Origin of the sequence: Bacillus sp. FSL K6-0923 (assembly GCF_038630825.1) — a bacterium.
In the GTDB taxonomy this organism is placed as follows: domain Bacteria; phylum Bacillota; class Bacilli; order Bacillales; family Bacillaceae; genus Bacillus; species Bacillus pumilus.
Genome location: NZ_CP152044.1, coordinates 1,727,726 through 1,752,153, shown reverse-complemented (window position 1 = coordinate 1,752,153; position 24,428 = coordinate 1,727,726). Strand labels below are relative to the sequence as shown.

25 protein-coding genes and 1 pseudogene are annotated in these 24,428 nt (G+C 39.7%); 4 read left to right on the top strand and 22 right to left on the bottom strand.

Features of this window, described 5'->3' with window-relative positions; translation table 11 throughout:
* Nucleotides 1-288: 288 nt before the first annotated feature.
* From MHI16_RS08790 to MHI16_RS08780, 3 genes are all read right to left on the bottom strand, one after another.
* Nucleotides 289-1,401, bottom strand: coding sequence for a tetratricopeptide repeat protein (locus MHI16_RS08790; RefSeq protein ID WP_342498163.1), 1,113 nt, complete (start codon nucleotides 1,399-1,401; stop codon nucleotides 289-291).
* Nucleotides 1,402-1,613: 212 nt separating this feature from the next.
* On the bottom strand, nucleotides 1,614-1,877 hold the full coding sequence (locus tag MHI16_RS08785; protein WP_342498162.1) for a hypothetical protein: 264 nt from the start codon (nucleotides 1,875-1,877) through the stop codon (nucleotides 1,614-1,616).
* Nucleotides 1,878-2,006, bottom strand: a complete 129-nt coding sequence (locus MHI16_RS08780; protein ID WP_342498161.1) for a hypothetical protein — start codon at nucleotides 2,004-2,006, stop codon at nucleotides 1,878-1,880. It abuts the gene before it with no gap.
* Between the two features lie 620 nt (nucleotides 2,007-2,626).
* On the opposite strand from MHI16_RS08780, the gene MHI16_RS08775 reads away from it, so the two are divergent.
* Together MHI16_RS08775 and MHI16_RS08770 are read left to right on the top strand one after the other, a co-directional pair.
* Complete coding sequence (locus MHI16_RS08775) at nucleotides 2,627-2,872, top strand: hypothetical protein (protein WP_034660753.1); 246 nt, start codon at nucleotides 2,627-2,629, stop codon at nucleotides 2,870-2,872.
* A gap of 499 nt (nucleotides 2,873-3,371) precedes the next feature.
* Nucleotides 3,372-3,743 (top strand): iron chaperone, encoded by a 372-nt coding sequence (locus MHI16_RS08770; RefSeq protein WP_058015688.1) that lies wholly within the window; start codon nucleotides 3,372-3,374, stop codon nucleotides 3,741-3,743.
* Nucleotides 3,744-3,795: 52 nt separating this feature from the next.
* On the opposite strand, the gene MHI16_RS08765 is transcribed toward MHI16_RS08770, so the two are convergent.
* Nucleotides 3,796-4,377, bottom strand: a complete 582-nt coding sequence (locus MHI16_RS08765) for an undecaprenyl-diphosphatase (RefSeq protein ID WP_058015689.1) — start codon at nucleotides 4,375-4,377, stop codon at nucleotides 3,796-3,798.
* Between the two features lie 140 nt (nucleotides 4,378-4,517).
* Nucleotides 4,518-5,060, bottom strand: coding sequence for a GNAT family N-acetyltransferase (locus tag MHI16_RS08760; RefSeq protein WP_342498160.1), 543 nt, complete (start codon nucleotides 5,058-5,060; stop codon nucleotides 4,518-4,520).
* Between the two features lie 200 nt (nucleotides 5,061-5,260).
* Here MHI16_RS08760 and MHI16_RS08755 point away from each other — a divergent pair, with 200 nt between their 5' ends.
* Complete coding sequence (locus MHI16_RS08755) at nucleotides 5,261-5,722, top strand: macro domain-containing protein (RefSeq protein ID WP_058015691.1); 462 nt, start codon at nucleotides 5,261-5,263, stop codon at nucleotides 5,720-5,722.
* Between the two features lie 65 nt (nucleotides 5,723-5,787).
* On the opposite strand, the gene MHI16_RS08750 is transcribed toward MHI16_RS08755, so the two are convergent.
* The 13 genes and pseudogenes from MHI16_RS08750 to spoVK all read right to left on the bottom strand — a co-directional run bounded on the left by MHI16_RS08750 (nucleotide 5,788) and on the right by spoVK (nucleotide 19,030).
* Nucleotides 5,788-6,264, bottom strand: coding sequence for an immunity protein YezG family protein (locus MHI16_RS08750; RefSeq protein WP_058015692.1), 477 nt, complete (start codon nucleotides 6,262-6,264; stop codon nucleotides 5,788-5,790).
* Between the two features lie 3 nt (nucleotides 6,265-6,267).
* Nucleotides 6,268-6,918 (bottom strand): annotated as a pseudogene (locus tag MHI16_RS08745) (DNA/RNA non-specific endonuclease); the annotation flags it as partial.
* A gap of 384 nt (nucleotides 6,919-7,302) precedes the next feature.
* A complete protein-coding gene (locus MHI16_RS08740; protein WP_235567102.1) occupies nucleotides 7,303-7,773 on the bottom strand; it encodes an immunity protein YezG family protein in 471 nt (156 codons plus the stop codon).
* Nucleotides 7,774-7,777: 4 nt separating this feature from the next.
* Nucleotides 7,778-9,703 (bottom strand): T7SS effector LXG polymorphic toxin, encoded by a 1,926-nt coding sequence (locus MHI16_RS08735; RefSeq protein ID WP_342498159.1) that lies wholly within the window; start codon nucleotides 9,701-9,703, stop codon nucleotides 7,778-7,780.
* Nucleotides 9,704-9,829: 126 nt separating this feature from the next.
* On the bottom strand, nucleotides 9,830-9,964 hold the full coding sequence (locus tag MHI16_RS08730) for a hypothetical protein (protein WP_268760716.1): 135 nt from the start codon (nucleotides 9,962-9,964) through the stop codon (nucleotides 9,830-9,832).
* 2 nt (nucleotides 9,965-9,966) lie between these two features.
* Complete coding sequence (locus MHI16_RS08725; protein WP_342498158.1) at nucleotides 9,967-10,869, bottom strand: tetratricopeptide repeat protein; 903 nt, start codon at nucleotides 10,867-10,869, stop codon at nucleotides 9,967-9,969.
* Between the two features lie 673 nt (nucleotides 10,870-11,542).
* Nucleotides 11,543-12,952, bottom strand: a complete 1,410-nt coding sequence (locus MHI16_RS08720; protein ID WP_342498157.1) for a collagen-like protein — start codon at nucleotides 12,950-12,952, stop codon at nucleotides 11,543-11,545.
* Between the two features lie 339 nt (nucleotides 12,953-13,291).
* Entirely contained in the window at nucleotides 13,292-13,441 is a 150-nt protein-coding gene (locus tag MHI16_RS08715; RefSeq protein WP_081042300.1) for a peptidoglycan-binding domain-containing protein, read from the bottom strand.
* A gap of 51 nt (nucleotides 13,442-13,492) precedes the next feature.
* A complete protein-coding gene (gene glnA / locus MHI16_RS08710; protein WP_058013910.1) occupies nucleotides 13,493-14,827 on the bottom strand; it encodes a type I glutamate--ammonia ligase in 1,335 nt (444 codons plus the stop codon).
* 59 nt (nucleotides 14,828-14,886) lie between these two features.
* Nucleotides 14,887-15,297, bottom strand: coding sequence for a MerR family transcriptional regulator (locus tag MHI16_RS08705; protein ID WP_058013911.1), 411 nt, complete (start codon nucleotides 15,295-15,297; stop codon nucleotides 14,887-14,889).
* A gap of 90 nt (nucleotides 15,298-15,387) precedes the next feature.
* The gene (locus tag MHI16_RS08700) at nucleotides 15,388-16,668 is read right to left on the bottom strand and encodes an aminotransferase class I/II-fold pyridoxal phosphate-dependent enzyme (protein WP_058013912.1); all 1,281 of its coding nucleotides are present in this window, start codon (nucleotides 16,666-16,668) and stop codon (nucleotides 15,388-15,390) included.
* Nucleotides 16,669-16,686: 18 nt separating this feature from the next.
* On the bottom strand, nucleotides 16,687-17,949 hold the full coding sequence (gene hflX / locus MHI16_RS08695; protein ID WP_061407896.1) for a GTPase HflX: 1,263 nt from the start codon (nucleotides 17,947-17,949) through the stop codon (nucleotides 16,687-16,689).
* 121 nt (nucleotides 17,950-18,070) lie between these two features.
* Nucleotides 18,071-19,030, bottom strand: coding sequence for a stage V sporulation protein K (gene spoVK, locus MHI16_RS08690; protein WP_058013914.1), 960 nt, complete (start codon nucleotides 19,028-19,030; stop codon nucleotides 18,071-18,073).
* A gap of 320 nt (nucleotides 19,031-19,350) precedes the next feature.
* On the opposite strand from spoVK, the gene MHI16_RS08685 reads away from it, so the two are divergent.
* Nucleotides 19,351-20,109: an N-acetylmuramoyl-L-alanine amidase gene (locus MHI16_RS08685; RefSeq protein WP_058013915.1), complete on the top strand. Its 759-nt coding sequence runs from the start codon at nucleotides 19,351-19,353 to the stop codon at nucleotides 20,107-20,109.
* A gap of 66 nt (nucleotides 20,110-20,175) precedes the next feature.
* Here MHI16_RS08685 and MHI16_RS08680 read toward each other — a convergent pair whose 3' ends face one another.
* From MHI16_RS08680 to nrdI, 4 genes are all read right to left on the bottom strand, one after another.
* Nucleotides 20,176-20,793, bottom strand: a complete 618-nt coding sequence (locus tag MHI16_RS08680) for a hypothetical protein (protein WP_058013916.1) — start codon at nucleotides 20,791-20,793, stop codon at nucleotides 20,176-20,178.
* 84 nt (nucleotides 20,794-20,877) lie between these two features.
* Complete coding sequence (nrdF, locus tag MHI16_RS08675) at nucleotides 20,878-21,858, bottom strand: class 1b ribonucleoside-diphosphate reductase subunit beta (protein ID WP_058013917.1); 981 nt, start codon at nucleotides 21,856-21,858, stop codon at nucleotides 20,878-20,880.
* Nucleotides 21,859-21,875: 17 nt separating this feature from the next.
* Nucleotides 21,876-23,978 (bottom strand): class 1b ribonucleoside-diphosphate reductase subunit alpha, encoded by a 2,103-nt coding sequence (gene nrdE, locus MHI16_RS08670; RefSeq protein ID WP_058013918.1) that lies wholly within the window; start codon nucleotides 23,976-23,978, stop codon nucleotides 21,876-21,878.
* Complete coding sequence (gene nrdI, locus MHI16_RS08665; RefSeq protein ID WP_008360380.1) at nucleotides 23,938-24,330, bottom strand: class Ib ribonucleoside-diphosphate reductase assembly flavoprotein NrdI; 393 nt, start codon at nucleotides 24,328-24,330, stop codon at nucleotides 23,938-23,940. The genes nrdE and nrdI overlap by 41 nt, the downstream gene beginning before the upstream one ends.
* Nucleotides 24,331-24,428 lie beyond the last annotated feature (98 nt).

Here is a 24,428-nt window from a genome sequence, read left to right as displayed (position 1 = left end):
CTCTGCCCTATGTTTATTTAGAATAATGGAGCAGGTAACAAATTTGCACACCCCCTTTGTTGCGAATTCTTCTTATTAAACGTTCTTGTAGCGTTTAATAAGAAGAGCCTATTAATCACATACAAAAAACCCTTGCTGACGATCATCAACAAGGGCAAGAGATAAATGGTGAATTAACCACCAATAATTTTTTCTGCTACTTCGAAAGAACCCGCTACGTTTTCAGTTAAAACTGCCGCAGCAACCGCTAAACCCACAACGAATAATACTTTTAATCCTGTTTTCACCTTAAATCAACCCCATTCTTTTCATATGTAAATCCGCTTCTAAACTTTTATTGAAGTAAAAAACAGACTGCTCATAAAGTGTTTGCTTTTCACAATACTTAGCCGCAAAATGTGAAAGCTCTTTTACTTCATGATATTCATTCTTCTCTTCTAACTTTCTTAATTTCTCATCAATTTGCTGAAATCTTTGTGGTGCATTCGTTAAGTAAAGGTCATGGACGATGCCTATTTTCAGCTGAAACACTTCATGAGAAGCATCTTTTATTCGCGCATACGCAGCCTCTATATATTGGCTTGCACGCTGCTTTTCACCAATCACACAGAGTTCCCGGCTCATCAGATACGTAGAATGGAAAAAGAAATCCGACTCGTAATATTCTTGATGGGACAATGCTTTTTCAAGATGATGTACTGATTCTTTCGGTTTATTCCAAAATGAATATAAAATGGCCACATTGTGATGAAGCTGAGCCAGCATAAAATCATCCTGCTCTTTTGTCAAAACCTCTTCCGCCAGACGATAATTTTCAAGCGCTTCTTCATACCGGCCGATCTCAGTTTGATTCGCCGCTATGAGAGAATACGAAAGTGCGGTTCTTCTTTCATAATGCTTGTGCCGTTTATAAACGTAAAGAGCTCTGCGGATATAGCTTAATGAGAGCATGATATGACTAAGCCGGTAGTAAAGCCAGGCCACCTTGAAATCAAAATCAGCACGTTCGATCTCACTTGGAATTTTATCTAAGAGCTTTTCAGCACTTTGATACATTTGCAATGCAACCTCGTAATTCCCTTGATGCTGCTCATACACCCCCTCATAAAAATCAAAATAGTAGGCAAGTCGGTTAGATAAGTCATCTTCTTTTTTCCCGTGAAGACCTTCTATACTTTTGGTTGAAACATTGCCCTTTTGACCTCTTAAATTGTACATGAGAATGTGATGCCTCTTCTCAAGAAGAGAATAGTACATAAGGATGTCCGCATCATCAATTTCCTCTACTGCTTGTTTCGCTTTAGCAAATAGCCGTTCTGCCTCATCTGCATGATCCTTTTTAATTTCCATGTTCCAGTCATTTAATAATGATGCCAATTCCGCAACAGGAATCTTGCTCATTCTACACCCCCAATCACCTTCAGCTGCAACACATGATTTCACTAAATATGGAACTTCTATTAGCAATTGCTAATTAGTCCATTTGAGATCATTTTAATATGAATCACTTCAATCTTCAATAACCGTTTCCTTTGAAAATGCGTTTCTTTCTTCTAGTCAATGAAGTTTGCGTAAAAATTCCGCCTTTTTTCGATTTTAAAATAACGAGTCATCTAGTGATGAAATAAAAAAAGCCCTTTTTGGGGCTTTTTGTCTTTATTCCAATCGGATGAAGATAAGTGCCGCTCCAACAGACCCTCCCCAAGTAACACCACTGCTGCGACTATACCGAAAATTTGGTTACCCGCTGCAAGTGTTGTAATGAGTGATACATTGCAGGTAAATGCTGATAAAGTGGATGTTAATATAGAACCAGCAATGGCAAGTCCGCTGTTAATCAGCCTTGTTCCAGCAAGCAGCGCTGCGTTTGTGTTCACTTAATATGCGATGAAATAGCAACCCGATACTGGCACTGTAAAAATCGTATTTCCACCACTTGCCGTAAAACCATCTAAGCTCTGATTATTAGGCAAAGAAACCGCTGTCCCGCCTAAGTCAACAAGCACTGGAGGCGTACATTGAGTTAGCGGTTACAATTGTGCAGGATCGGTTATTCCTGTTGGACACTTCTATCAAAGAACACCCAGGAGTAGAAAGGTTCCCCATCTTCCATGATGAGCAAATAAAGGAGATCTTATTGGACATTTGTGAGTAAAGCCTTCATTTTTTGTGTGAATATTGATCTCTTTCAGTTTACTCATCAACAGGTTTGTCACTTTCCATCAGCCCAATTCAATGCTGTATACAAACCATATGGTCTTTTATCATATGAGCCTATGACTATTTTGTGCGATTCGTCTAAGAGCAGGAGCTGGAAGAGACACCATGGAACTAATCACAAAATGTACTGAACGAAAAGTCACATTTAGAAATTGTTAACAGCCTATTGCATTATACGATATTAAAATCTGTTTTCCGTCATGTTCCGCGAAAAACAACGCCAAATCAAGACGCCTATAAAGGAGTTAACAGGTTATTCATAAATGATGAAAATAATCACCTTATAAAAATAGGTAAATTTAAGGTATTTTTACAAATTTCGACACAAACTACTCTTTCTCTTTGATACTATTGAATTAACCTATTTACAACTAATAGGTTAATTCGTATTAAGGAGTTGTTTTGTTTGAAAAAATCAACATTAAAAAAAGCTGTATTATCTATCGCCTTTTCAGCCACAATGTTATTTTCTATGAATACTGCAAGTGCTGCTCCGTTAGAGTGGGTCAGAGATGCTTACCCTGATCAGTGGGACTATGTATTAATTAAACAAAATGGGGTCAGTTACACTCAAGTTTGGACAAGTAGCAACAGTTATTTCCTTGTAAAATGCGAAGTATTATCTAACGGAAAATGCTTTGTTTCAAAATAAAACATTCACAAAACGACTTCCAATTTTGGGGTCGTTTTTTACTATAAAGTAAAAAATTCTTCTAAACTGGAGCTTTATATAAAACCTCATTGAGAGGGTAAGCTAGGTTTAGGTAAGTCTTTTTTAAACATGTATGCAATCATTCACTCATACTGAATTCATTATTTATCTTTTAATGGTTATTTTGAGGATCATCTCTTCCTTTAGATTTTTCTTTACAATAACCCTATTAGCATTTTACTATATATCATATGAACGATAACTTCCGCGCCTCAGTAGCTCTAGAAGGGAAGAGCGCCGTAAAACAAATTGTAGCTGGCGGGTCGCAAGGCAAGGGTTTCAGAAGCACCGAAAAGCACACGAGCTGAGACAGGTGAAATTCCTGTCGGTGAAATTCCGTAGGGAAGCGTGTTGCCCCTAGCCTATGCTTACGAAAGGAGTGCGGGTTCGAATCCCGTCTGAGGCTTATGAGGTAGATGGAATGGGAGGATAAAATATCATGCATGTGTTTGAAGAGTATGTAAGCAACATTGGTAACCCAGAGCTGAAGCAGCGCACGCAAGACATTTTACAATGGATTTTAGACACATTCCCTCAATTAGAGCCAAGAATTGCTTGGAATCAGCCGATGTTCACAGACCATGGCACATTTATTATTGGGTTTAGCGTGGCAAAACATCACATTTCTGTCGCACCAGAAGGTAAAGGAATTGATCACTTTTCAGCTGACATTGTACAAGCGGGTTACGATCATGGAAAAAAGATGTTTCGCATGAAGGAAAGCTTGCCAGTTGATTATCCTCTCCTAAAGAAAATCATTGAATTTAATATCGAAGACAAAGCGGATTGTTCAACGTTTTGGCGAAAATAAAAAGCACCCCGATCTGAGCCATAAACAGATCGGGGCATTTTGCTGCAACATGTTATTTTGTTCTTTTCCTTACAACGTTCTGTTCAAGCCACTCATAACATGCCAAAATGGCATTCACGCTCCTTTGGCATATGGGCAAATAGACAACAGCGACCGCTGTTAAACTCGCTATGACAGCACCTGCTAAGACATCAAATGGATAATGGACACCTACCCAAATTCTTGAAAAACCAACGGCGCACGCTATGAACAGCCAATAAACATGGCGTTTGTGAAAAAGCCAAAAGATCAGACAAACAGAAAAAATAAAGATGGTATGATCACTCGGAAAAGAGTTATTCACTTCCTTTTGAATCAAAAGATTGACATGACTCATTTCGGCAAAGGGCTGCTGGTTGGAATAAAAAATACCTGCAATTTTTCCCATTAACTCTGCCAATATGAAAGTAAGTCCAGCAGATACAACCATGCCCCTATTGGTTCTACTTCGATTTTGAAACCATATGAACAGACACGTGAGTGCTGCTAACAGCACAGTATATTCAGCTAGTCCAATGAATATCGGATTCAAATAACCATGATCGATACTGAGCTGATTCACCCACCTAAATAAATCTTCATTATATCCCTGCATCTCATTTCATCCCTTTTTCCTCGATTTATGACAAGGATAAATGAAATAAGATGACTCCTCCATCGATTGAACGAACAAACCATGGAATCATATGACATGTTTGTCACTTTGCTGTCACTGAAGATCATTCACTTACTGCTCTATAGAGAGTGATGCTGCTCCCATTCCTTTTTTAGTAAAGCATATTGGTACGTGTTTTCATATTTAGGGGTGCCATCCTCATATGTAGTAAATGAAATAAACTCAAGAAAAAGCCCTTCTCTCCGCATGCCTAGTCGCTCACATAATGCCTGTGAACGGACATTATCATCTTCTACATAGGCATAAAGCCGCCTTGCTGCCTTTTCTACAAATAAATAGGACAAAAATGCCTCAGCACTCTCTCGTGCATATCCCTTTCCTTCAAATGCTTTATTGAAATTCCAGCCGATTGAATACGTATCAGGCTCCTCTTTTAATCGAAACAACTCACCGATAATCTGTTGGCTCTCTTTCAAACAAACTGCTACATATGAATGGTCTTCTTTTCTCTTTTGCACCTTAGCAGCCGCTTCCTCCAATGTAGAGATTCGATCATCAAGAAAACAATTTACTCTTGGGTTAGACAAGTACTCAAGCATCCCTGCCGCATCTTCATTGCAAAACGGTCTAAGAATTAAACGATTCGTTTCTAATTGATTCATAGATGACTCCTCTTTGCATCATTTCGTGTTTGCTAGTCTCTCCATATTTTAGATGACATGAACCAGCTTTGACAATCAAGTTGTTGTAAACTGTCTTCAATAAATGAAACTCATAAAAAGCATTTTGCTATTAAATCATTTGATCAAAAGTGATAAAATAGAACTTATGTTTCTATTTTATAAAAAAGGGGTTACACGATATGATCAAAACAGTGGATGGCAACATTTTAGAGGCAAGTGAAGACATCATCTGTCACCAGGTGAACTGTAAAGGAGTCATGGGCGCTGGATTAGCCAAACAAATCAAAAGCAAATACCCCAATGTATACAAAGAGTATAAACAATTATGTACTGAACAAGGAGATGACTTGTTAAGCTCCGTTCAACTCATCACAACTAATGACGGAAAAACAATTGCCAACTTATTTGCTCAAACTGGATACGGAAGAAAAAGAATGCAAACGGACTACGATGCCTTACGCAGCTGCTTACAAAGCCTAAAAGACACTTTGACCCATTCAAATGAAAAGAAAAACCAAACTTCCCTCGCCATTCCTTACGGGATCGGCTGCGGACTGGCGGGCGGCGATTGGGCGATTGTTGAAGGCATGATTGAAGAGGTATTGGGTGATTGTGAAGTGACGGTTTATCGGTTTAGATAATGGAAATGAGTTTCTTATGAAAAATATATAACAAATACCCTCCTTTATTTGGAGGGTATTCTGCGTTAGTTATCGTCTTTATTTTTTATATAATTTAATACGGCTTCTTTATCTTCCTCATCTTCAGGGAGAAATCCGAAGGTTTCATATTCCCAAACTGCTATTCTTTGTACATTGTCTATGCCTAATGAATAAACATCATCATATCCATACTCAATAGAGAATTTTCCTGAGGACTCTAACTGAAGAGTCGCTGTAGTCCAAACTCCTAAATCATATTTTATATATTCCTTTTTCAATTCTCTAAATTTATCACTTAGTTCGACTAGTAAATGATTATAAATAGAATTACTTACTCTATATCGTTCGGGAATATCGTGTCCATAAATATACTCTTCACTATTAGATTCAGTAAAGTAAAAAGTAATTCCTGCTGAATCATCAAGTATTTCAGCGTACACCCAAACTTTATCCCAATCACATGGTATAATTTCATTAATTGATTCTGATATTTTTTTATAATCTTTTTCTAATTCTTCCATTGTCTAACCTCCAGGTTGATTTAAAATAATTTCACGAACGGATCGTTTTCCAATGTTGTATTCGACTACGAAACTATCCGGTCTTAATGAATCATTCTTATAGACAGGTTCAATGTTAATTTTTACATGTTTAGGTGGATCGGCTCTCAATGCTCTCAACCACCTTTGCTCCATCTCATACCATTTCCCGCCACTTCTATTAATCTGTGAATTCATTGGCACAAGATTATCAATATCCCCAGACCCTTTAAAAATAGATGCAATCAAATGACCTCCGTCATCTTTTAATAGCCGATCTGGCTTACCTGAATTTGACTGAGCGTACTGGTTTCTTTTGACCTCTCCGTATTTTAAATCACTTGCTTCGACTTTGACAATCCTTCCGTAGTGATCGGTTGTGTAGGTGTAACCTTGTTTAGTTGAATAAACGACATTTGGTTTTAATACTTTTTTCGTTCTCACATAGTGGTCTCCGTAACTGACAACGGTTGGCGGTGATTTTTGTGCTGGTAAGCGTCTGCCTGTCTGAGAGATGCCGTAGCCTGAGTTGTTGTCTAGACGCTTTTCCATGGAGAGGAGTTTATTTTTAAGATTTTCCCCGTTAAATACATTGTACGGGAGCTTCGGTCCACCAGCCAACCACTGTATCTTTGGCCACATCATATAGACCTACTACAACATCTTTTACATTATCAACCGAATACCTCTGACGCTTCTTCCAGCGCTTTGATTTGTATTAAATGACTGTATACATTAAACACAAATTGGCTTTACTCTCATTTCATAGGCAATTTTTGATTCCAATTCTCTGCTTGCTGTTTTTTTCATTTCAACTAAATCGTCTTTGAGCTGTGTCACATGCTCAGTTATATCAACGCAGTCCATTTATTTAATCGTACCTCTGTCTCTAAGCCCTTAATCACTCCTTCTTAAATGATTAAACAGAACGAACGATCTTTACCAATGCGTTTTATGAACCTTTGTTCGATGTAAATGTTGGCATATAAAAAACCCTCCTTAAATTTGGAGGGCAGTATATTAGTTGTTTTTTTCTTTATTTTTTATATATTCTTTTAGAAATTCCCTAACTGATTTTCTTTTTGGATATATTCCTAAATTCTCATATGCCCATATCGCAATCCGTTTTGGCATATTTATACCTAGAGAAAGTATATCTTCGTAACTGAAATCGATTGACATTTTTCCTGCCGCCGTCAATTTCATTGTTACAGTTGTCCATTTATCTGAATGTTCTTCAGCATAATCTTCCTTCAATCTTCTTAGCTTTCTTTGTAAGTTAATCAAAAGACTATCATATGTGTCTTCACTAACCTGAAATTGCTCTGGAATATTGTGCGAATAATAATATTCCTCTTTATTAGATACTTTAAAATAAAATAGAGCTGATGCAGAGTCATCTAACATTTCTGCATACATCCAAATTGTATCCCATTCTACAGGAATCATCTTATTTAGATCTTCAGCTATTTCTCTATATAAATCTTCCACTTTTTCATCCTCCTGGTCTATTATAAATAGTATTCGTATAAACCTCTCCGTCTATCTTGTATTTGACTAAAAACTCAGACGGTCTCAATGAATCTGATTCATAAAACGCACTTATTGAAACAGACACTTTCTCAGGAGGAACTTCTTTCAATGCAGCTAGCCACTCTTGCTCCATCTCATACCATTTCCCACCACTTCGATTAATCTGTGAATTCATCGGCACAAGATTATCTATATCGCCAGACCCTTTAAAAATAGACGCAATTAAGTGCCCACCATCATCATCTAACAATCGATCAGGCTTTCCTGAATTGGATTGGGCGTACTGGTTTCTTTTGATCTCTCCGTATTTTAAATCACTTGCTTCGACTTTGACAATCCTTCCGTAGTGGTCGGTTGTGTAGGTGTACCCTTGCTTTGTTGAATAAACGACATTTGGTTTTAATACTTTTTTCCGTTTCCATCTCACATAGTGGTCTCCGTAACTGACAACGGTTGGCGGTGATTTTTGTGCTGGTAAGCGTCTACCTGTCTGAGAGATGCCGTATCCTGAGTTGTTGTCTAGACGCTTTGCCATGGAGAGGAGTTTATTTTTAAGATTTTCCCCGTCAAATACATTGTACGGGAGCTTCGGTCCACCAGCCATTTGAAATTTTGGTGAGTACGGCAATAGATTGGGAATAGAGACTCTGTCTAATGATTTTGCTCCTTGTTCAAGCCCTTTCTTCACCGTTGTTTTGGCCGCCGTTGTCCCCGTTTTTGTGATGGCTCCTGTCCCTTTAGAACCAAAGACAATTTCTGCTAGTGAACCCGTCGCATAGGCGAACCAGTGTGACCGTGAATACGCATCACCATCTATGACTTCTTTTTCGAATGAGTCTGAAATGGCTTTTCCAATCGCTTTCGATGTTTCAATTGGGTGTGAAACAGCTGTTACGACCGATTCAACGGCACCCCCAGGGTCTGTTACAAGATCATAGATGCCAACCACTGTATCTTTTGCCACATCATATAGACCAACTGCAGCACCTTTTACACTGTCAACGAATACCTCTGATGCTTCTTCCTGCGCTTTGATCTGGAGAAGCTGGCTGTAATACAATTTTTGATCGTAAGAAAGATTTTCATATCCAATTTCGTCTACAATCTCAAAGTATTTCTCTACTGATATACACGAAGGACCATTGAGCTTTTCTTTCAATTCTTTGATTCTTCGTTTCTCTTTTTCTTCTTTTTTCACTTTTATGTAAGCTTTCACCTGTGCATCAATTTTATCATGATTCTTGTACACATCTGTCTCGTGAAATGCTTTTGCATCATAATACATGGGCTGAGCGTTCTTACCTTTTCCTGTAGCAGCCATCATTTTTGTATAAAAAGTAGCAAGATGTTTCTCAATGGCTTCTGATTTTTCGTACTCTGTTTTTAGAACATGATCTAATGTATGTATAGCCTCAATTGCATCTTTTCTTTTTTTGTTCGCATCATCTAAATGCTCGTCTACTTTTTTGCTGGAAAATGTCTGTAATTCAATCAAATCACTAATATCGTCAAAAATCGTTGATAGAGCTTCTTTTTGTTCCTTGACCATATCTTTATTGTTCTGAATGCCTTGCTTCAATTGAGCATCTAAGAAGTGTTCATCAATAAATGTACTCCCGCCTAATGATTCATCATCCAGCTTTCCTTTCACTCCATCTAAAAAAGCCTTTTGCATATCGATAAAATCAAGATAAGTGTCTGTGTATAGTGCAAGATCATTATAAAAAGCTTTGATATTATCTGCACCTTTTCCAGTAAACCCATCACCTAATCCCGATACACCTTTTAATGCTTTTTTCACAAGTTTCATCTCTTCTTGAAGCTCATGATAGGCCTTTGACCTCTGTTCGACAGCTGATAATAAAGATGGAGCATCTAATATTTTCATATGAAAAAGACTCCTTTTATGGAATATTCTTTTACTAGAATACCATAAGGAGCCTGACACTTTAATCCACTTTATCGTTATTTAACCAATTATCCTCCGTAGTGGTAGATTAAAAACCTATCGTTTTTATGACCCTGCACCTCTAGAGAAAAGCGACACTACCTCATTTTTAGCATCTGCCTGAGTTTGTTGTCCAGTAGGCATTCCAAGAATTGTACCTAATAGCAAAGCAGTAGTAATCATCATCATTATTTTTTTCATGATCATATGACCTCCTTTCCTATAAGCGTACAAGATTTTAAAGCCAATTCCAAGAAGTAGTTACTTTCTTCATAAAGATTTAACTTCTTATAAATGGATGCAATATCAGGAGCTAGAGCCTCTATATCAACATATGCTTTTCTTTCTTCCAAAAAACATAGCCCTTTCTTGATATCCTCATAGCTTTCCCGTGGTGTTGTATAACATTTCTCAAGGATATTGAATTTCAAAATAAAGTTTGTGTTCTGCTGTTCATTAGAGAAGCTTTTCCCCTCAACAACCCTACTTATTGCCTGCTCCAATTGATTTGATTTATAGCTTGATCTTGCAAATTCATACGCACATTGTAAGTATGAAAAAGGAGCTGACTCTTTTAGATCATCTGCGGAAAATGCTTTGTTGAAATATTCTATTGCTTCTATATGGTGGTCATCCTGAATTTTAAGAAATCCTAAATCATAATAAGCCAATGCTAATAATCTCTTATCATTCTTTTCAATCAGTCTATCGACACACTCCAAAAGCATTCTTTCAGCTTTGTCTAGTCTACCATCATCAATCAAATTCAGTGCTAATAACAAATTACAGTTTATGGTCTGTATGCTGTAGCCTTCATGACCTTTGTAGATGTCCTTTGCTGTTTGTAGATGATGGTGAGAAAGGAGAGTGACCTTATTGAAATAGTAGAGTGTGCCAATTTTATAATGGAACTCGGCCTTTTCAATTTCATCATGTACCTTGTCCAATTGTCTCTCAGCTACTCTGAATAGAACTAGAGCTTCTGAATAATTATTCCTTGCACTCTCGTACATTCCTTTGAAAAGATAAAAGTAAAACCTTAGCATGTAATCTGTTTTGACTCTTTCACTTTCTGTTATTATTGGTTGCCCCACTAAATCTTCCATCAGTTCATACTCTAAAAGCTATGCTAGAGTCAGCGACCTCTACCCTGCCAAGATGAATGACATCAACCGAAGAGAACAGAAGTCCTATGGAAAAGACTGATTTAACGAGGCACTATGATGAGCCTTTTTGATAAAAATGTGCTTTTCTGAAGAAAACTGAAAAAGTTCGTCCCCAATCCATCCTCATAAAAAAACAGACCCTGCTTGGTCTGTTTTTATTAAGCCTAAACGTTTTGAGGAGTTGTGTTTCGATCGATTTTTTGTATCGATGTCGTGTTTCGATCAATTGCAACACTATACATTCCCGCAGCTGCAACCACCGTAATAATGTTGTTTTCACGAGATTAAATCTAAGTCAGAATACACCTATACTCATTTTGTCTTTTACCATATGAGCTTCACAACAGGTTAATGCACACTGGTAACTTCCACTATTATTACGGTACATTTACTAAGGTAGTGCACCTATCTTCAATTCTTAATTTCTGCTTTCGAAGTCCTCTTGTTAATCTCATTGGAAGGGCCTTATCTTTTACACTAATCGAATAACTCACTCTTTCCCCATACAAAAACACCTCCAAATTGTTTTCAGATATGCTATACCCGATTTTCGACGTAGAGGTGTCTTTATTTGGCTCATTAAACTTCCAAAAATTTTATTTTCAATAACATGTTAAACAGATTGACCATCTGCAAATTTTACGATCCGTATACTAGCAGCACTACCACCTAAAGAACCAGCAGTAGTCACTATAGTCCTAGCGGCACCTGAGCTATTTTGTAATTGGACAGCAAATGGGGTCCCCCCTACTGAAATAACTGCTCCGGATCCCATGTTCCCTCCACTAGTTGCTGCATTACCTATACCTGAAAACTGTGTCCCATTCTCAAGCAGATTAAAAACACTAGTACCACTATTTTCTGCTGTATTCACACAATATTCTACGTGGTAAAGACCAGGTTGATTCAAAGTTAACGTATCTGTACCATTAAATGTAATCCCACTTCCAAAAACTGCGGCTTGACTAAAGTTAACCAAACCACCATCAGGAACAGTTTGACTGTTATTCTGCAATGCTTCAACGCCACTAGATAAAAAAGGACCTGTTCCGGTAGGACCGGTTGCTCCTGTGACCCCTGTAGCTCCCGTTACTCCGGTCGCTCCTGTATCGCCAGTGGCTCCCGTTACTCCGGTCGCTCCTGTATCGCCAGTGGCTCCCGTTACTCCGGTCGCTCCTGCATCCCCAGTGGCTCCCGTTACTCCGGTCGCTCCTGTATCACCAGTGACTCCGGTGGCTCCTGTATCACCAGTGGCTCCGGTGGCTCCTGTATCGCCAGTGGCTCCCGTTACTCCGGTCGCTCCTGCATCACCAGTGGCTCCGGTGGCTCCTGTATCGCCAGTGGCTCCCGTTATTCCGGTCGCTCCTGCATCACCAGTGGCTCCGGTCGCTCCTGTATCGCCAGTGGCTCCCGTTACTCCGGTCGCTCCTGCATCACCAGTGGCTCCGGTCGCTCCTGTATCGCCAGTGGCTCCCGTTATTCCGGTCGCTCCTGCATCACCAGTGGCTCCGGTGGCTCCTGTATCGCCAGTGGCTCCAGTAGGACCTGGATCTCCTGTGACACCTGTTGGCCCTGTACCTGTTTCCCCTGCTGCGGCTAATAATGTATAATCTGCCGACGTATCCGGTGTACCTAATGGCGGTGCTGAATTGACCACATACGTACTGCCATCGTATGTCACCACTTGCCCTACTGGGTAGGTTGGGGCTACTGCTGGATCAAATCCCAAGATTCCTGTTAAACCAACGCCTGTTGGACCTGCTGGGCCTGCCGGGCCTGCCGGGCCTGCCGGACCCGCTGGGCCTCTTCTTCCTCTCCCGCCTGGCGGACCTTGAATAACACAAACACAAGGATCTTTTCCGCAGCAAGGATTCTTCACTGGTTTCTCTGTCTTTCCTGATTTCCCTTTCTTACAACTATCACATTCCCAGCCATCATCCTTATATGAATCATACCAACTCCCTCGTTTGTTATAATTCGAGTTAGATGTACACGATTTCCCACAATACCGACATCTTTTCACATCAACCACCTCTTCCTCATTTAATATAATTTGTACTACTTGGTGTTTTCTTAAAAAAATGATTATAAAATCTAATTTTTATAGGTGTTAAATTACTGAACTTTCTTTAATCTCGGTAAGTTTGATAGCAATTGATGAATATAAGTTGAGAAAAAATCACCTTCTAGTGGAGATTTTTTCTCAGGTGGGGTGAAATGATTCTTATGAGTTTGAGAACAATGGGACTATATTTTTATGCAGACGTATGAAAAAGGTGATTATAATATACATGAGGATCCGCCTCCGACACTTGCTTATAGAAACAGACCTCTCATGAAAGAGAGGTCTGCTTCATTTTTATCACAATGCGTTTTGAAGAGCTGCTTTTGTCACTGGACCATAGTAGCCGTCAATACCGTTATTTTTTGTGCCTTTATCTAGGTAGTAATACACAGTAGTCAGGGCTTCCTGCAATTCTTTTACTCCAGCGCCCTTTGTCAAAGGAAACACCCACAAAAATAAAAACCCCCTGAAACCAATGGCTTCAAGGGGTTTTCTTTATTAATACTGAGACATATACTGATCGCGTTCCCATGGGTGTACTTGGGTGCGGAACATATCCCATTCGATTTCTTTTGATTCGATGAAGTGCTCGAATAAGTGATCGCCTAGTGCGTTGACCATAACTTCGTTTGATTTGAGCAGCTCAAGTGCTTCTGCAAGTGTTGCAGGCAGATCAGAGATGCCGTTTTCAAGACGCTCTTCTTTGTCCATGACATAGATGTTTCTGTCGATTGGAGCTGGTGCGTCTAGTTTGTTTTTGATTCCGTCAAGACCTGCTGCAAGTAATACGCTTAGTGCAAGGTATGGGTTTGCAGATGGGTCTACGCTGCGCACTTCTACACGTGTGCTGATGCCGCGTGATGCAGGGATACGGATTAATGGGCTACGGTTTTGTGCACTCCATGCCACGTAGCAAGGTGCTTCATAACCAGGTACAAGACGCTTGTAAGAGTTCACCGTTGGGTTTGTGACCGCTGTAAAGCTAGTTGCATGCTTAACGATACCTGCGATAAAGTGTCTAGCCGTCTCGCTTAATTGTAAATCTGCTTTTTCATCAAAGAATGCGTTTTTGCCATTTTTGAATAATGATAGGTTACAGTGCATACCAGATCCGTTTACACCGAACAATGGTTTTGGCATAAATGTCGCATGAAGTCCGTGTTTTCTCGCAATCGTTTTAACAACAAGTTTGAATGTTTGAATATCATCACAAGAACGGATGGCGCCTGCATATTTGAAGTCAATTTCATGCTGTCCAGGTGCTACTTCGTGGTGAGACGCTTCAATTTCAAAGCCCATTTCTTCAAGCTCAAGCACGATATCACGGCGGCAGTTTTCGCCTAGATCTGTTGGTGCAAGGTCAAAGTATCCACCTTTATCGTTTAGTTCAAGCGTTGGCTCGCCTTTTTCATCTAATTTAAATAAGAAGAATTCTGGCTCAGGTCCAAGGTTGAAATCACTAAATCCTAGGTCTTCCATTTCCTTTAAAACACGCTTTAAGTTATTACGCGGGTCTCCATCAAATGGCGTCCCGTCCGGCTTGTAAATGTCACAAATAAAGCGTGCAACTTTACCTTTTTCAGCTGTCCAAGGGAAAATAACAAATGTGTTGAGATCTGGGTATAGATACATATCTGATTCTTCAATACGTACGAAGCCTTCAATAGATGAACCGTCAAACATACATTTGTTATCAAGAGCTTTTTCTAACTGGCTCACAGGAATCTCAACATTTTTAATCGTTCCGAGAATGTCTGTAAATTGCAGACGGATGTACTTTACGTTTTCCTCATTTACTAATTTTACGATATCTTCTCTTGTGTATTTTGCCATTTCGTAAAACTCCTCCCCTACAAAAGGTAAAATTGTATAGCAATGCTTTTGCTAATTGGTTAACGGAAGAACCTTGACATATCCCCCTGCCTAAAGGTCGTTCCTTGTTGGAAACGTCCAGCCTGAATGAGTTCCTTCTTCAGTAGCTTCCTGAGTTCATCATCTGTCAAGTTGTGCTTCGCTGTGGTTTTCTCCTCGGTCTTTACATCAGACGATGGATGTTCTGCCTCAGCTTTGGCAAAAAGTTTTTTGATTCCTGCCATGTTTACACCTTGTTCGATGAGGTTTTTAATTTCTAGTAATTTATCAACATCATGGAAAGAAAATAATCGGCGATTCCCATCACTTCTTGCTGGAAATACTAATCCATTTTCCTCATAATAGCGAATTTGCCTTGCAGATAATTCTGTTAGCTGCATGACAATCCCAATTGGGAATAAAGGCATTGAGCGGCGAATGTTATCACTCATCTCAACTGTCTCCTCCTCTTTGCTTAAATTTATTATATGTCATGTTATATTATGTGTCAACAACATGTTAGGAATATTAACATGGTTTTTTTATTGAGCAGGTATTTCAATGAAACCTTGTTCCAATAAGGCATCTACAGCACTACAAATCGCATTTTTCACATGGGCATACGTGAGTCCGCCTTGAACGTAGGCTGTATAAGGCGGTCTGATCGGTCCATCGGCTGACAATTCGATACTAGCTCCTTGGACGAAGGTGCCCGCTGCCATAATGACATCATCCTCGTATCCTGGCATATAGCTTGCATGCGGCGTGACGTGACTGTTGATCGGAGATGCATATTGAATCGCTTGGCAGAATGCAATCATCTTTTTAGGATCTCCAAATTCGACAGATTGAATTAAATCTGTTCTTTTCGCATTCCACGCTGGGTTCGTTTGGAATCCGAGCTTCTCAAGAAAACGAGCCGTGAACACTGCACCTTTTAAGCTTTGCGCCACAACATGCGGTGCTAAGAAAAACCCTTGATACATCTCCTGAAGCGCATAAAGCGAGGCACCCGCTTCACTGCCGATGCCCGGAGATGTCATTCGATAAGAGCAAGCTTCTACCCATTTTTCTTTTCCAACGATGTAACCGCCTGTTTTGGCAAGCCCGCCGCCTGGGTTTTTAATAAGGGAACCCGCCATAAGATCCGCTCCCACATGACATGGCTCTTGTAATTCAGTAAATTCACCATAACAGTTGTCCACAAACACAATAATTTCTTCATTGATCTCTTTTACAAATGAAATCATTTGCTCGATTTCTTCTATTGTAAAGGAAGGTCTTGACGCATAACCTTTCGAACGCTGAATGCCGATCATTTTTGTTTTAGAGGAGATTGAATCTTTTACATTGTCATAATCGACGGATCCATCTTGCCTTAAATCAATGGCCTTGTAATCAATCTGGAAGTCTTTTAATGAGCCTGTCCCTTCTTTGCCGCGAATCCCTACAATTTCTTCTAGCGTATCGTATGGTTTTCCCGTCATATAGATCAACTCATCGCCAGGTCTCAGCACACCGAATAATGCAATGGAAATGGCATGTGTGCCGGAAATGATCTGCGGACGCACAAGGCCGCTTTCTCCTCCGAAGACATCCGCATAAATTTTTTCTAGCGTGTCTCTTCCCATATCATCGTAGCCATATCCAGTTGTCGGGTTAAAGTGAGAGTCACTGACTCTATGCTTTCGGTAACTTTCAAGCACCCGCCACTCATTTTGTTCACTCTTTTGATCAATTTGCTGATGCATGTGTAAAATCTCTTGTTCTGTTTCTGCTGCTACTTTTTCTAAAATACTGCCGTGTTTTAATGTATGAAACATCTTGATTTAATTCCTTTCTTACAACATATACTTCTTGATTTGACCTAATATGGTCTGCTCCTCACCGCTAAACCCGGTGATGTCATAAAGTTCTGCTTCTTTTTGAAATTCTAGTGATTCCACGAGCGTTTCTGATTTTAATGCGGAGATGAGCTTTCCTTCATACGCTGGAATCTTCACATGATATGGTTTTAAAAAGTTTTGTTTCAGTTCTGCCATAATATCCGCTTTTAATCGCTTTATATCTTCTTCGCGTCTCGCACTGATTAAAAGATGACGATGCTTTGAAGATGGGATGAAATCCGGTCTGATTTGATCTTCTTTGTTATAAACCGTCAGCATCGGTATACGGTCTGCTTCTAGTTCTTCTAATAACTCATGAACCGTTCGTTCGTGTCCTTCGTAATCCTCATTAGAAGAATCAATGACGTGAAGCAAATAATCAGCTTCCTTCACTTCTTCAAGAGTGGAACGAAATGCCGCAATGAGTGTTGTTGGGAGGTCTTGGATAAAACCAACGGTGTCTGAAATCAGCACACTATAGCCAGATGCTAATGTCATCTTACGTGTCATTGGGTCAAGGGTCGCAAACAGCAGATCCTCTTCATGACTATCTGCATCTGTTAATTGGTTAAACAAAGTAGATTTTCCGGCATTCGTATACCCAACAATGGCAATTTGGAACACACCATTTTTCTTCCGGCGTTCCCGGTATCTTGTCCGGTGTTCTTTGACTGTAGATAATTGCCCGTTAATTTCGTGAATACGGTTTCGAATATGGCGTCTATCTGTTTCAAGTTTTGTTTCACCTGGACCTCTTGCGCCAATTCCGCCGCCTTGTCTTGAGAGGCTGATCCCTTGTCCGCTTAGTCTCGGCAAGGCATACTGAAGCTGGGCAAGCTCTATTTGCAGCTTCCCCTCTCTTGTCCGGGCTCTTTTTGCAAAGATGTCTAATATCAATTGTGTCCGATCGATAATTTTCACATCTAAGGCAGTTGCCAGCGCTTTTAGCTGACTTGGAGACAGTTCGTCGTTAAAAATAATGACATCACATTCAAATTCCTCACAAAGCACTTCAAGCTCTTCCACTTTCCCTTTACCTATATATGTTGCGCTGTCTTGTCTATTTCTCTTCTGCGTCATTACGCTGACAGCTTCACCGCCAGCCGTTTTGGTTAAGGAAGCTAATTCTTCCATTGAGTATTGAAAGCGTTCATCCGTGACATGCGGCAATTGACAGCCGACAAGGATCGCTTTTTCTGTCATTTCATGTTCATTCAACGTCAGTTGTTTCCTTTCTGTACTTAAGTTTTCAGTAGTACCATCATACCAAACACATCACACGTATACCACTATTCGGATGGTTTATTTTAGTATCTCTTTATAAAAAGGATACGCCATTTTAAGTAGGCGTATCCTCTTTCATTTGGAGATCGTGACTTTTAATCGTCAGCAAATCTTTTTTATCATAATGATCCACAAGCAGGAGTCTCATGGCTTGGGTCCGAATGGCCTTTTCAATCGTGTTTCGCACAAAGCGGCCGTTGCTGAATTTTGCAGGACTCGTGGTGCTTTTAATGTGCATTAAGTAATCTCGCAGTTTCCATTCAGCTTCTTGAGTAAATATATATTCTCTGTCAGCCATCATTCGTTTGGCAATGTCCATGAGCTGATCGACGGTATAATCAGGAAAGCTGATATTGATTGGAAATCTGGATTGCAGCCCGGGGTTTAATGATAGAAAATAATCCATTTCCTTGGAGTAGCCAGCAAGAATAAGAATGAATTCGTGCTGTTTGTCCTCCATATGCTTTACTAGGGTATCAATCGCTTCTTTCCCAAAATCCTTTTCGCCTCCGCGGGCAAGAGAATAAGCTTCGTCGATGAACAAAATGCCGCCTAGTGATTTTTTAATTAAGTCTCTTGTTTTTTGAGCAGTATGACCGATGTACTCCCCGACTAGATCTCCGCGTTCCGCTTCAATTAAGTGACCCTTTGAAAGGACATTCATTTCAAAGAAAAGTTTCCCGACAAGCCTTGCAACTGTTGTTTTTCCTGTGCCTGGATTTCCTTTGAACATCATATGAAGCGCTTGTTTACCTACCTTTAACCCTTGTTCCTGCCTTTTTTGATTGACAAAGATCCAAGCATAAATTTCTTTTATGTTTCGTTTCATTTCATCCATACCGACAAGGCTGTTCATTTCACGTTCTATTTCCCGTAAGATGCTGTGTTTCGCCTCATTTTTCTGCAAGGCTTCAAGGTATTCTGCCTCTGAATCTGCATCAACCAATACTTGCTTTTGTCCGTTAAGTATAATATTGATTTGGCCGTTGTTTTTATATGTGACAGCTCGCTCCAACGTATTCACCTCTCGCTCTTCTCTCTTTATTCTATTCGGGTGGAGCTGTAATCGTGACAATCGCCCGCTTAAGCCCAAGTTTGCTGTCAAAATGACCCGAGATACCGAATATTGTAGGGATTTCTGCGGTTTCCCAGGAAATGATGTGCTATTTCCATTGTATTCATCCCATTTAGGCGGACAAACCAACAATTTGTTTTTTCTTAGAAAAATGTAGCTTTCTCATCACAAATTGTGCAGAAAAGAGTCTCAATGATTTCCGCATTTTGTACAGGCAATTTTTCTAATTTCTCATAAAATAAAGACGAGGTGATGAATAGATGGTGAAAATTTTTATTGATCCTGGCCATGGAGGAACAGATTCTGGAGCTGCTGCGAATGGACTTTCGGAGAAAAATATCACCCTGCAAATCGCGATTTTATTGAGAGATATGTTGATTAGTGATTATGATGATGTTTCCGTCCGCTTAAGTCGTTCAATTGACCAATCCGTCACTTTGACCCAGCGTACTAATGCAGCAAACAGCTGGGGAGCTGACTATTTTGTATCTATTCATATTAATGCAGGCGGGGGCACAGGTTTTGAAAGCTATGTGTATCCTGGCGTTTCAGCACCGACCACCACGTATCGCAATGCCCTTCATGATGAGATTGTTCGCTCAGTGGATTTTGCCAACCGCGGCAAGAAAACAGCGAACTTCCACGTTCTTCGAGAAACTTCTATGCCCGCTATTTTAACAGAGAATGGTTTCATTGACACGACAGCTGATGCAAATAAGCTTCGTAACGCGACCTTCCTTCAAGGCATCGCTCGCGCTCATGCCACTGGATTAGAGAAAGCCTTTCAGCTGAAAAAAAAAGCAAGTAATCTTTATAAAGTACAGGCTGGAGCTTTCAAGGTGAAAGCCAATGCAGATGAGTTAGCAGCCACACTGAAATCCAAAGGCTTTGACGCCTTCGTTGTATTAGAGGGCGGCATGTTCCGAGTACAAGCCGGAGCTTTTCGTACAAAGCAAAATGCGGATGACCTCGTCGCAAGATTGAAACAGGCCGGTCATGACGCATTCGTTTTCCAATAACTGAAGCTGTTTTAACGAAATAAACCGGCTCAAGTCTGCTGCTGAGCCGGTTTTTGATTGCTTCATTTATGCTAAAATGTTCACGACAAATTGAGACCACGTTTCAAGTCGATCGAAGTATTCAGGCTTTTTCAAATCAGATGCTTTCATCCATTTTCCTGATATTTGATCTGTTTCTTTCACTTCTACATGAGCACCTGGAGATAATTCAAGCGCTGATAACAGTCCAATGTGCACACGACCTACACTGTTGTCATCATCATTAATTAATCCAAGGGTTTTCATCTCAAGTTTGTCTTTTTCTTGAATAGAAAGTTCCTCGTCTAGCTCACGATCCGTATTTTCTTTTAGAATTTCAGCAAAATTTTTGCCTTCGATGAAATTCATGTGACCACCAAAGCCAAGAGATAACTTATGATGCAATCGAGTCTCTCCCCCGCCTTGAAGCCTTTCATATACATACACTTCGTCTTCACGCTTAATCACGACATAAGGAATCGGCTGCTTGAAGTCAGGATTTTCTTCCGCATCGCCTCTGCGCATCTGCTCGAAGTGCTCTTCGATTTCTTTCATCATTGTATTGATTGTTTTCTCTTCACTATTCACACCATTAAACGCAAGCGTTTCGTTTTGGAATACGCGTGTGCGCGGTGCAACTAGTATGATTTCATCCATTTTTCCCATGTTCGGTAACCTCCAGTATGTAACGCATTGTATGAAATGGCAAAAAGCCAAAACGAGTGATGCGTTTTGACTTTTACGCCTTACTTATGATTCATCTCCAAAGAAGAAATCGTCATCTTTTAACGGCTCAACTGTCGCTTTTTTGTAGCCGTTCCCTTTCATTGAGAAGAAGTCATGCGATTTTGTTTTTGTATTGAGTCCGTTCAATACAATTGGATTGATCTCTTCTTCTTCAAAGTAAGGGGCAAATCCAAGGTTCATTAACGCTTTATTGGCATTGTAACGAATGAACTTTTTCACATCATGCGATAAATTGACTTGGTCATATATATCTTCCGTGTAATGAAGTTCATTTTCATAAAGCTCGTTCAATAGGTCAATTGAGAAATCATATAGCTCTTTTTGCACGTCAGGTGTTTGTTTGTTGTAAATTTCTTGTGCTAACAGTCCAACGTATACACCATGAATCGCTTCATCACGCAAAATCAAGTTGATGATTTCACCACTTTGCATGAGCTTACCTTGTCCATAGAAATAAAGCGGGTAGTAAAAACCACTGTAAAATAGGAAACTTTCTAAATAAACAGAAGCAACCATTGCTTTAAAGAGAGAAATCGGATCGTCCTTTTGAATTGAACGGTATAAACTGACAATCATATCTGCTTTCTTTTGCAAGAATTTATTCTTCTTCACCCATTCAAACACTTCACTGATCGTTTCAGTTGGTGCGAGTGTCATGAAGATATTTGAGTATGATTTCGCATGTACCGCATTTTCCATCATCGCCATAAAGTTTAATACCGCTTTACGCTGATGACCTTCTACATGTTCAGCCACTATCGGCATCCCTGTATTTCCTTGTTCTGTATCAAGTAAAGTCAGTCCAGCAAGTACCTTCATGTACGTATCTTGCTCTTTTTCACCTAAATATTTCCATGTCAATAGATCCCCGTTTAAGGAAATCTCTTCCGGAAGCCAGAACTGCTTCACATTTTGGTTGTAAAACATTTGTGTAAAATCGTCTTCGTGTTTTGACCAGTTGGCTGCATCATAAATTTTTGTCACGTTAAACTCTCCTTTAATCAAACAACACAAGAAAGACAGCCTTCCTGCCCTGTATCCTTCGTTCTTGCATAATAAAGTGTCTTAATGCCTTTATGGTGTGCATACAGATCGATGCGGTTTAAGTCACGCGTTGTCATCGTATCTTTCAAGAATAGTGTAAAGCTGATTCCTTGATCAACGTGCTGCTGAATCGTTGCGATCATATCGACCACTTTAAACATATCCATATCGTACGCTTCTTTATAGAAGAACCAGTTTTGCGCTGAAAGACCTGGCATTGGGTAATACGTTTTGCTGTTGCCGTATGTTCTTTCTTCGATACGCTCCATAATTGGCATAACAGAAGCTGTTGCCGATTGCACATAAGAAATGGAACCTGTTGGTGCAATACATAAGCGGTAGCTATGGTACATGCCATTTTCCGCTACAAAGTCTTTGAGTGCTGCCCAGTCTTCTTTTGTTGGAATGTGCATGCCTTCAAATAATGCTGCTGCTTTTTCTGTTTTTGGTGTGAAATCATTCTCCACGTATTTATTGAAGTACTCGCCCGTTGCGTAGCCAGAGCCTTCATAACGATGGAATGTTTCTCCTTTTTCTTTTGCAAGCTCACTTGAGCGTTTAATTGAATAGTAGTTCACCATCATAAAGAATGTATTCGCGAAGTCTCTTGCTTCTTCACTTTCATAGGCGATTTGGTTTTGAGCCAAATACCCGTGAAGGTTCATCGCGCCAAGTCCGATTGATTTCATCGCTTTGTTCGCTTTTCGAACAGCTGGTGCATTGCGAATATCTGTTGTTTCAGATACAAGCGTTAGTGAATCTGTTGCTAGTTTGACCGTTTTTTCGATCGATTTGTTTTTCATGACATTCATGATATTTAATGAGCCAAGGTTACAAGAAATATCAAGACCAATTTCATCTTCTTGATCATAGTCCGCGTAAGAAGAGACCTCTGAAGCTTGAAGCACTTCTGAGCAAAGGTTTGAGAATTTCACTCGTGAAATATGGTTTAATGCATGCTCTCTATTCACGTTATCTTGGAACATGATATATGGATAGCCTGATTCTGAACGAAGAACAGCCAATTTTTCAAGAAGCTTTCTCGGATTGACTTTTTCTTTTTTGACTTTCGGGTTTTCTACAAGCTCATCATACATTTCTTCCATGTCCATCTCATCAAGATGCTGTCCATATTCTTTATAGACTGTGTGCGGATAGAAGGTGTAAGCTGTTTTATCTTCTCTTGCAAGCTCGATAAATTTATCGGGGATGACGACACCGATGGACAATGTTTTCACGCGAACATCTTCATCTGCAGAGATTTTTTTAGTATCTAAGAAATCATTAATATCTCTGTGGAAAATATTGAGGTACGCACTGCCTGATCCTTGTCTTTGTCCCATTTGATCTGCATATCTGAATGCATTATCAAGAAGCTTCATCACGCCAACGACACCTTTTGTCGCGTTTTCAACATCTTTGATTGCTTCGCCTTTTGCACGAAGTTTAGACAAGTTCAAGCTGACGCCGCCGCCTAATTTTGAAAGCTGCATTGAAATATCAATCGCTCTTGAAATATCGTTTAATGAGTCATTCACTTCAAGCAAGAAGCAGCTCACAAGCTCACCGCGTCTTTTACGCCCAGCGTTTAAGAATGTTGGTGTACTTGGCTGGTATTCCTGATTGATCATCAGTTCTACAAACTCAAGGGCTTTTTCTTTATCTCCGCCCGCAAAGAAAAGCGCTACAACTGAAATGCGGTCTTCATAGCGTTCAAGGATTTTCTTTTTATCATTTGTTTTCAGTGCATAGTCATTGTAAAACTTAAACGCACTCATGAATGATGGGAATCTAAATTTCTTCGCATATGCAGCTTCGAATACCTCTTTAATATCTGCCATGCTGTATTGTCTTAAAAATTCTTCTTCATAGTAGTCGTTTTCTATTAAGTAATCAATCTTCTCTTCTAAGTTGTGAAAGAAGACTGTGTTTTGATTAATATAATCTACGAAATAACTATGTACAGCTTCTTTGTCCTTATCGAACTGAAACTTTCCTTCTTTTTGAATCATAATCTCGTTATTTAATTGTATCCACTTTGGAACCTGATTTTGTGACAATTCTTTCTACCTCCTGTGTAAACAATTCAACATCCCTTTTTGTTCCGCTTAGTTCAAAGGTGTGCAAAATAGGAACTTGATATTGTTTAGAAATCGTATCGGCGCTTTTGGCAAAATTATCTCCCCACACTTTGTTTCCACTCACCGCTACACCTAGTAAAAGGTGAGCATTTTTCTCTAAAAAAGATTGAGTGGTACTAGGGACTTGTCCAAATCCTGTCGTAAAGGTGACGAGAATAAACGGCGTATCCAAAAACTCTTCTCCAGTCAATTTTCGTTTGTCTGTAAAGGGGGTCTTGTCCAAAAAGCGTTGAACATTTCCTGTTTTTGAATCAAATACGATTTGAATCAATTCCATCACGACCTAGTTTTTAGTATTGTTGATCATTTCGTTATTCACTATATATAGTATACTATGTTTTTTCAAAACACAATATATAGATGTTCGAA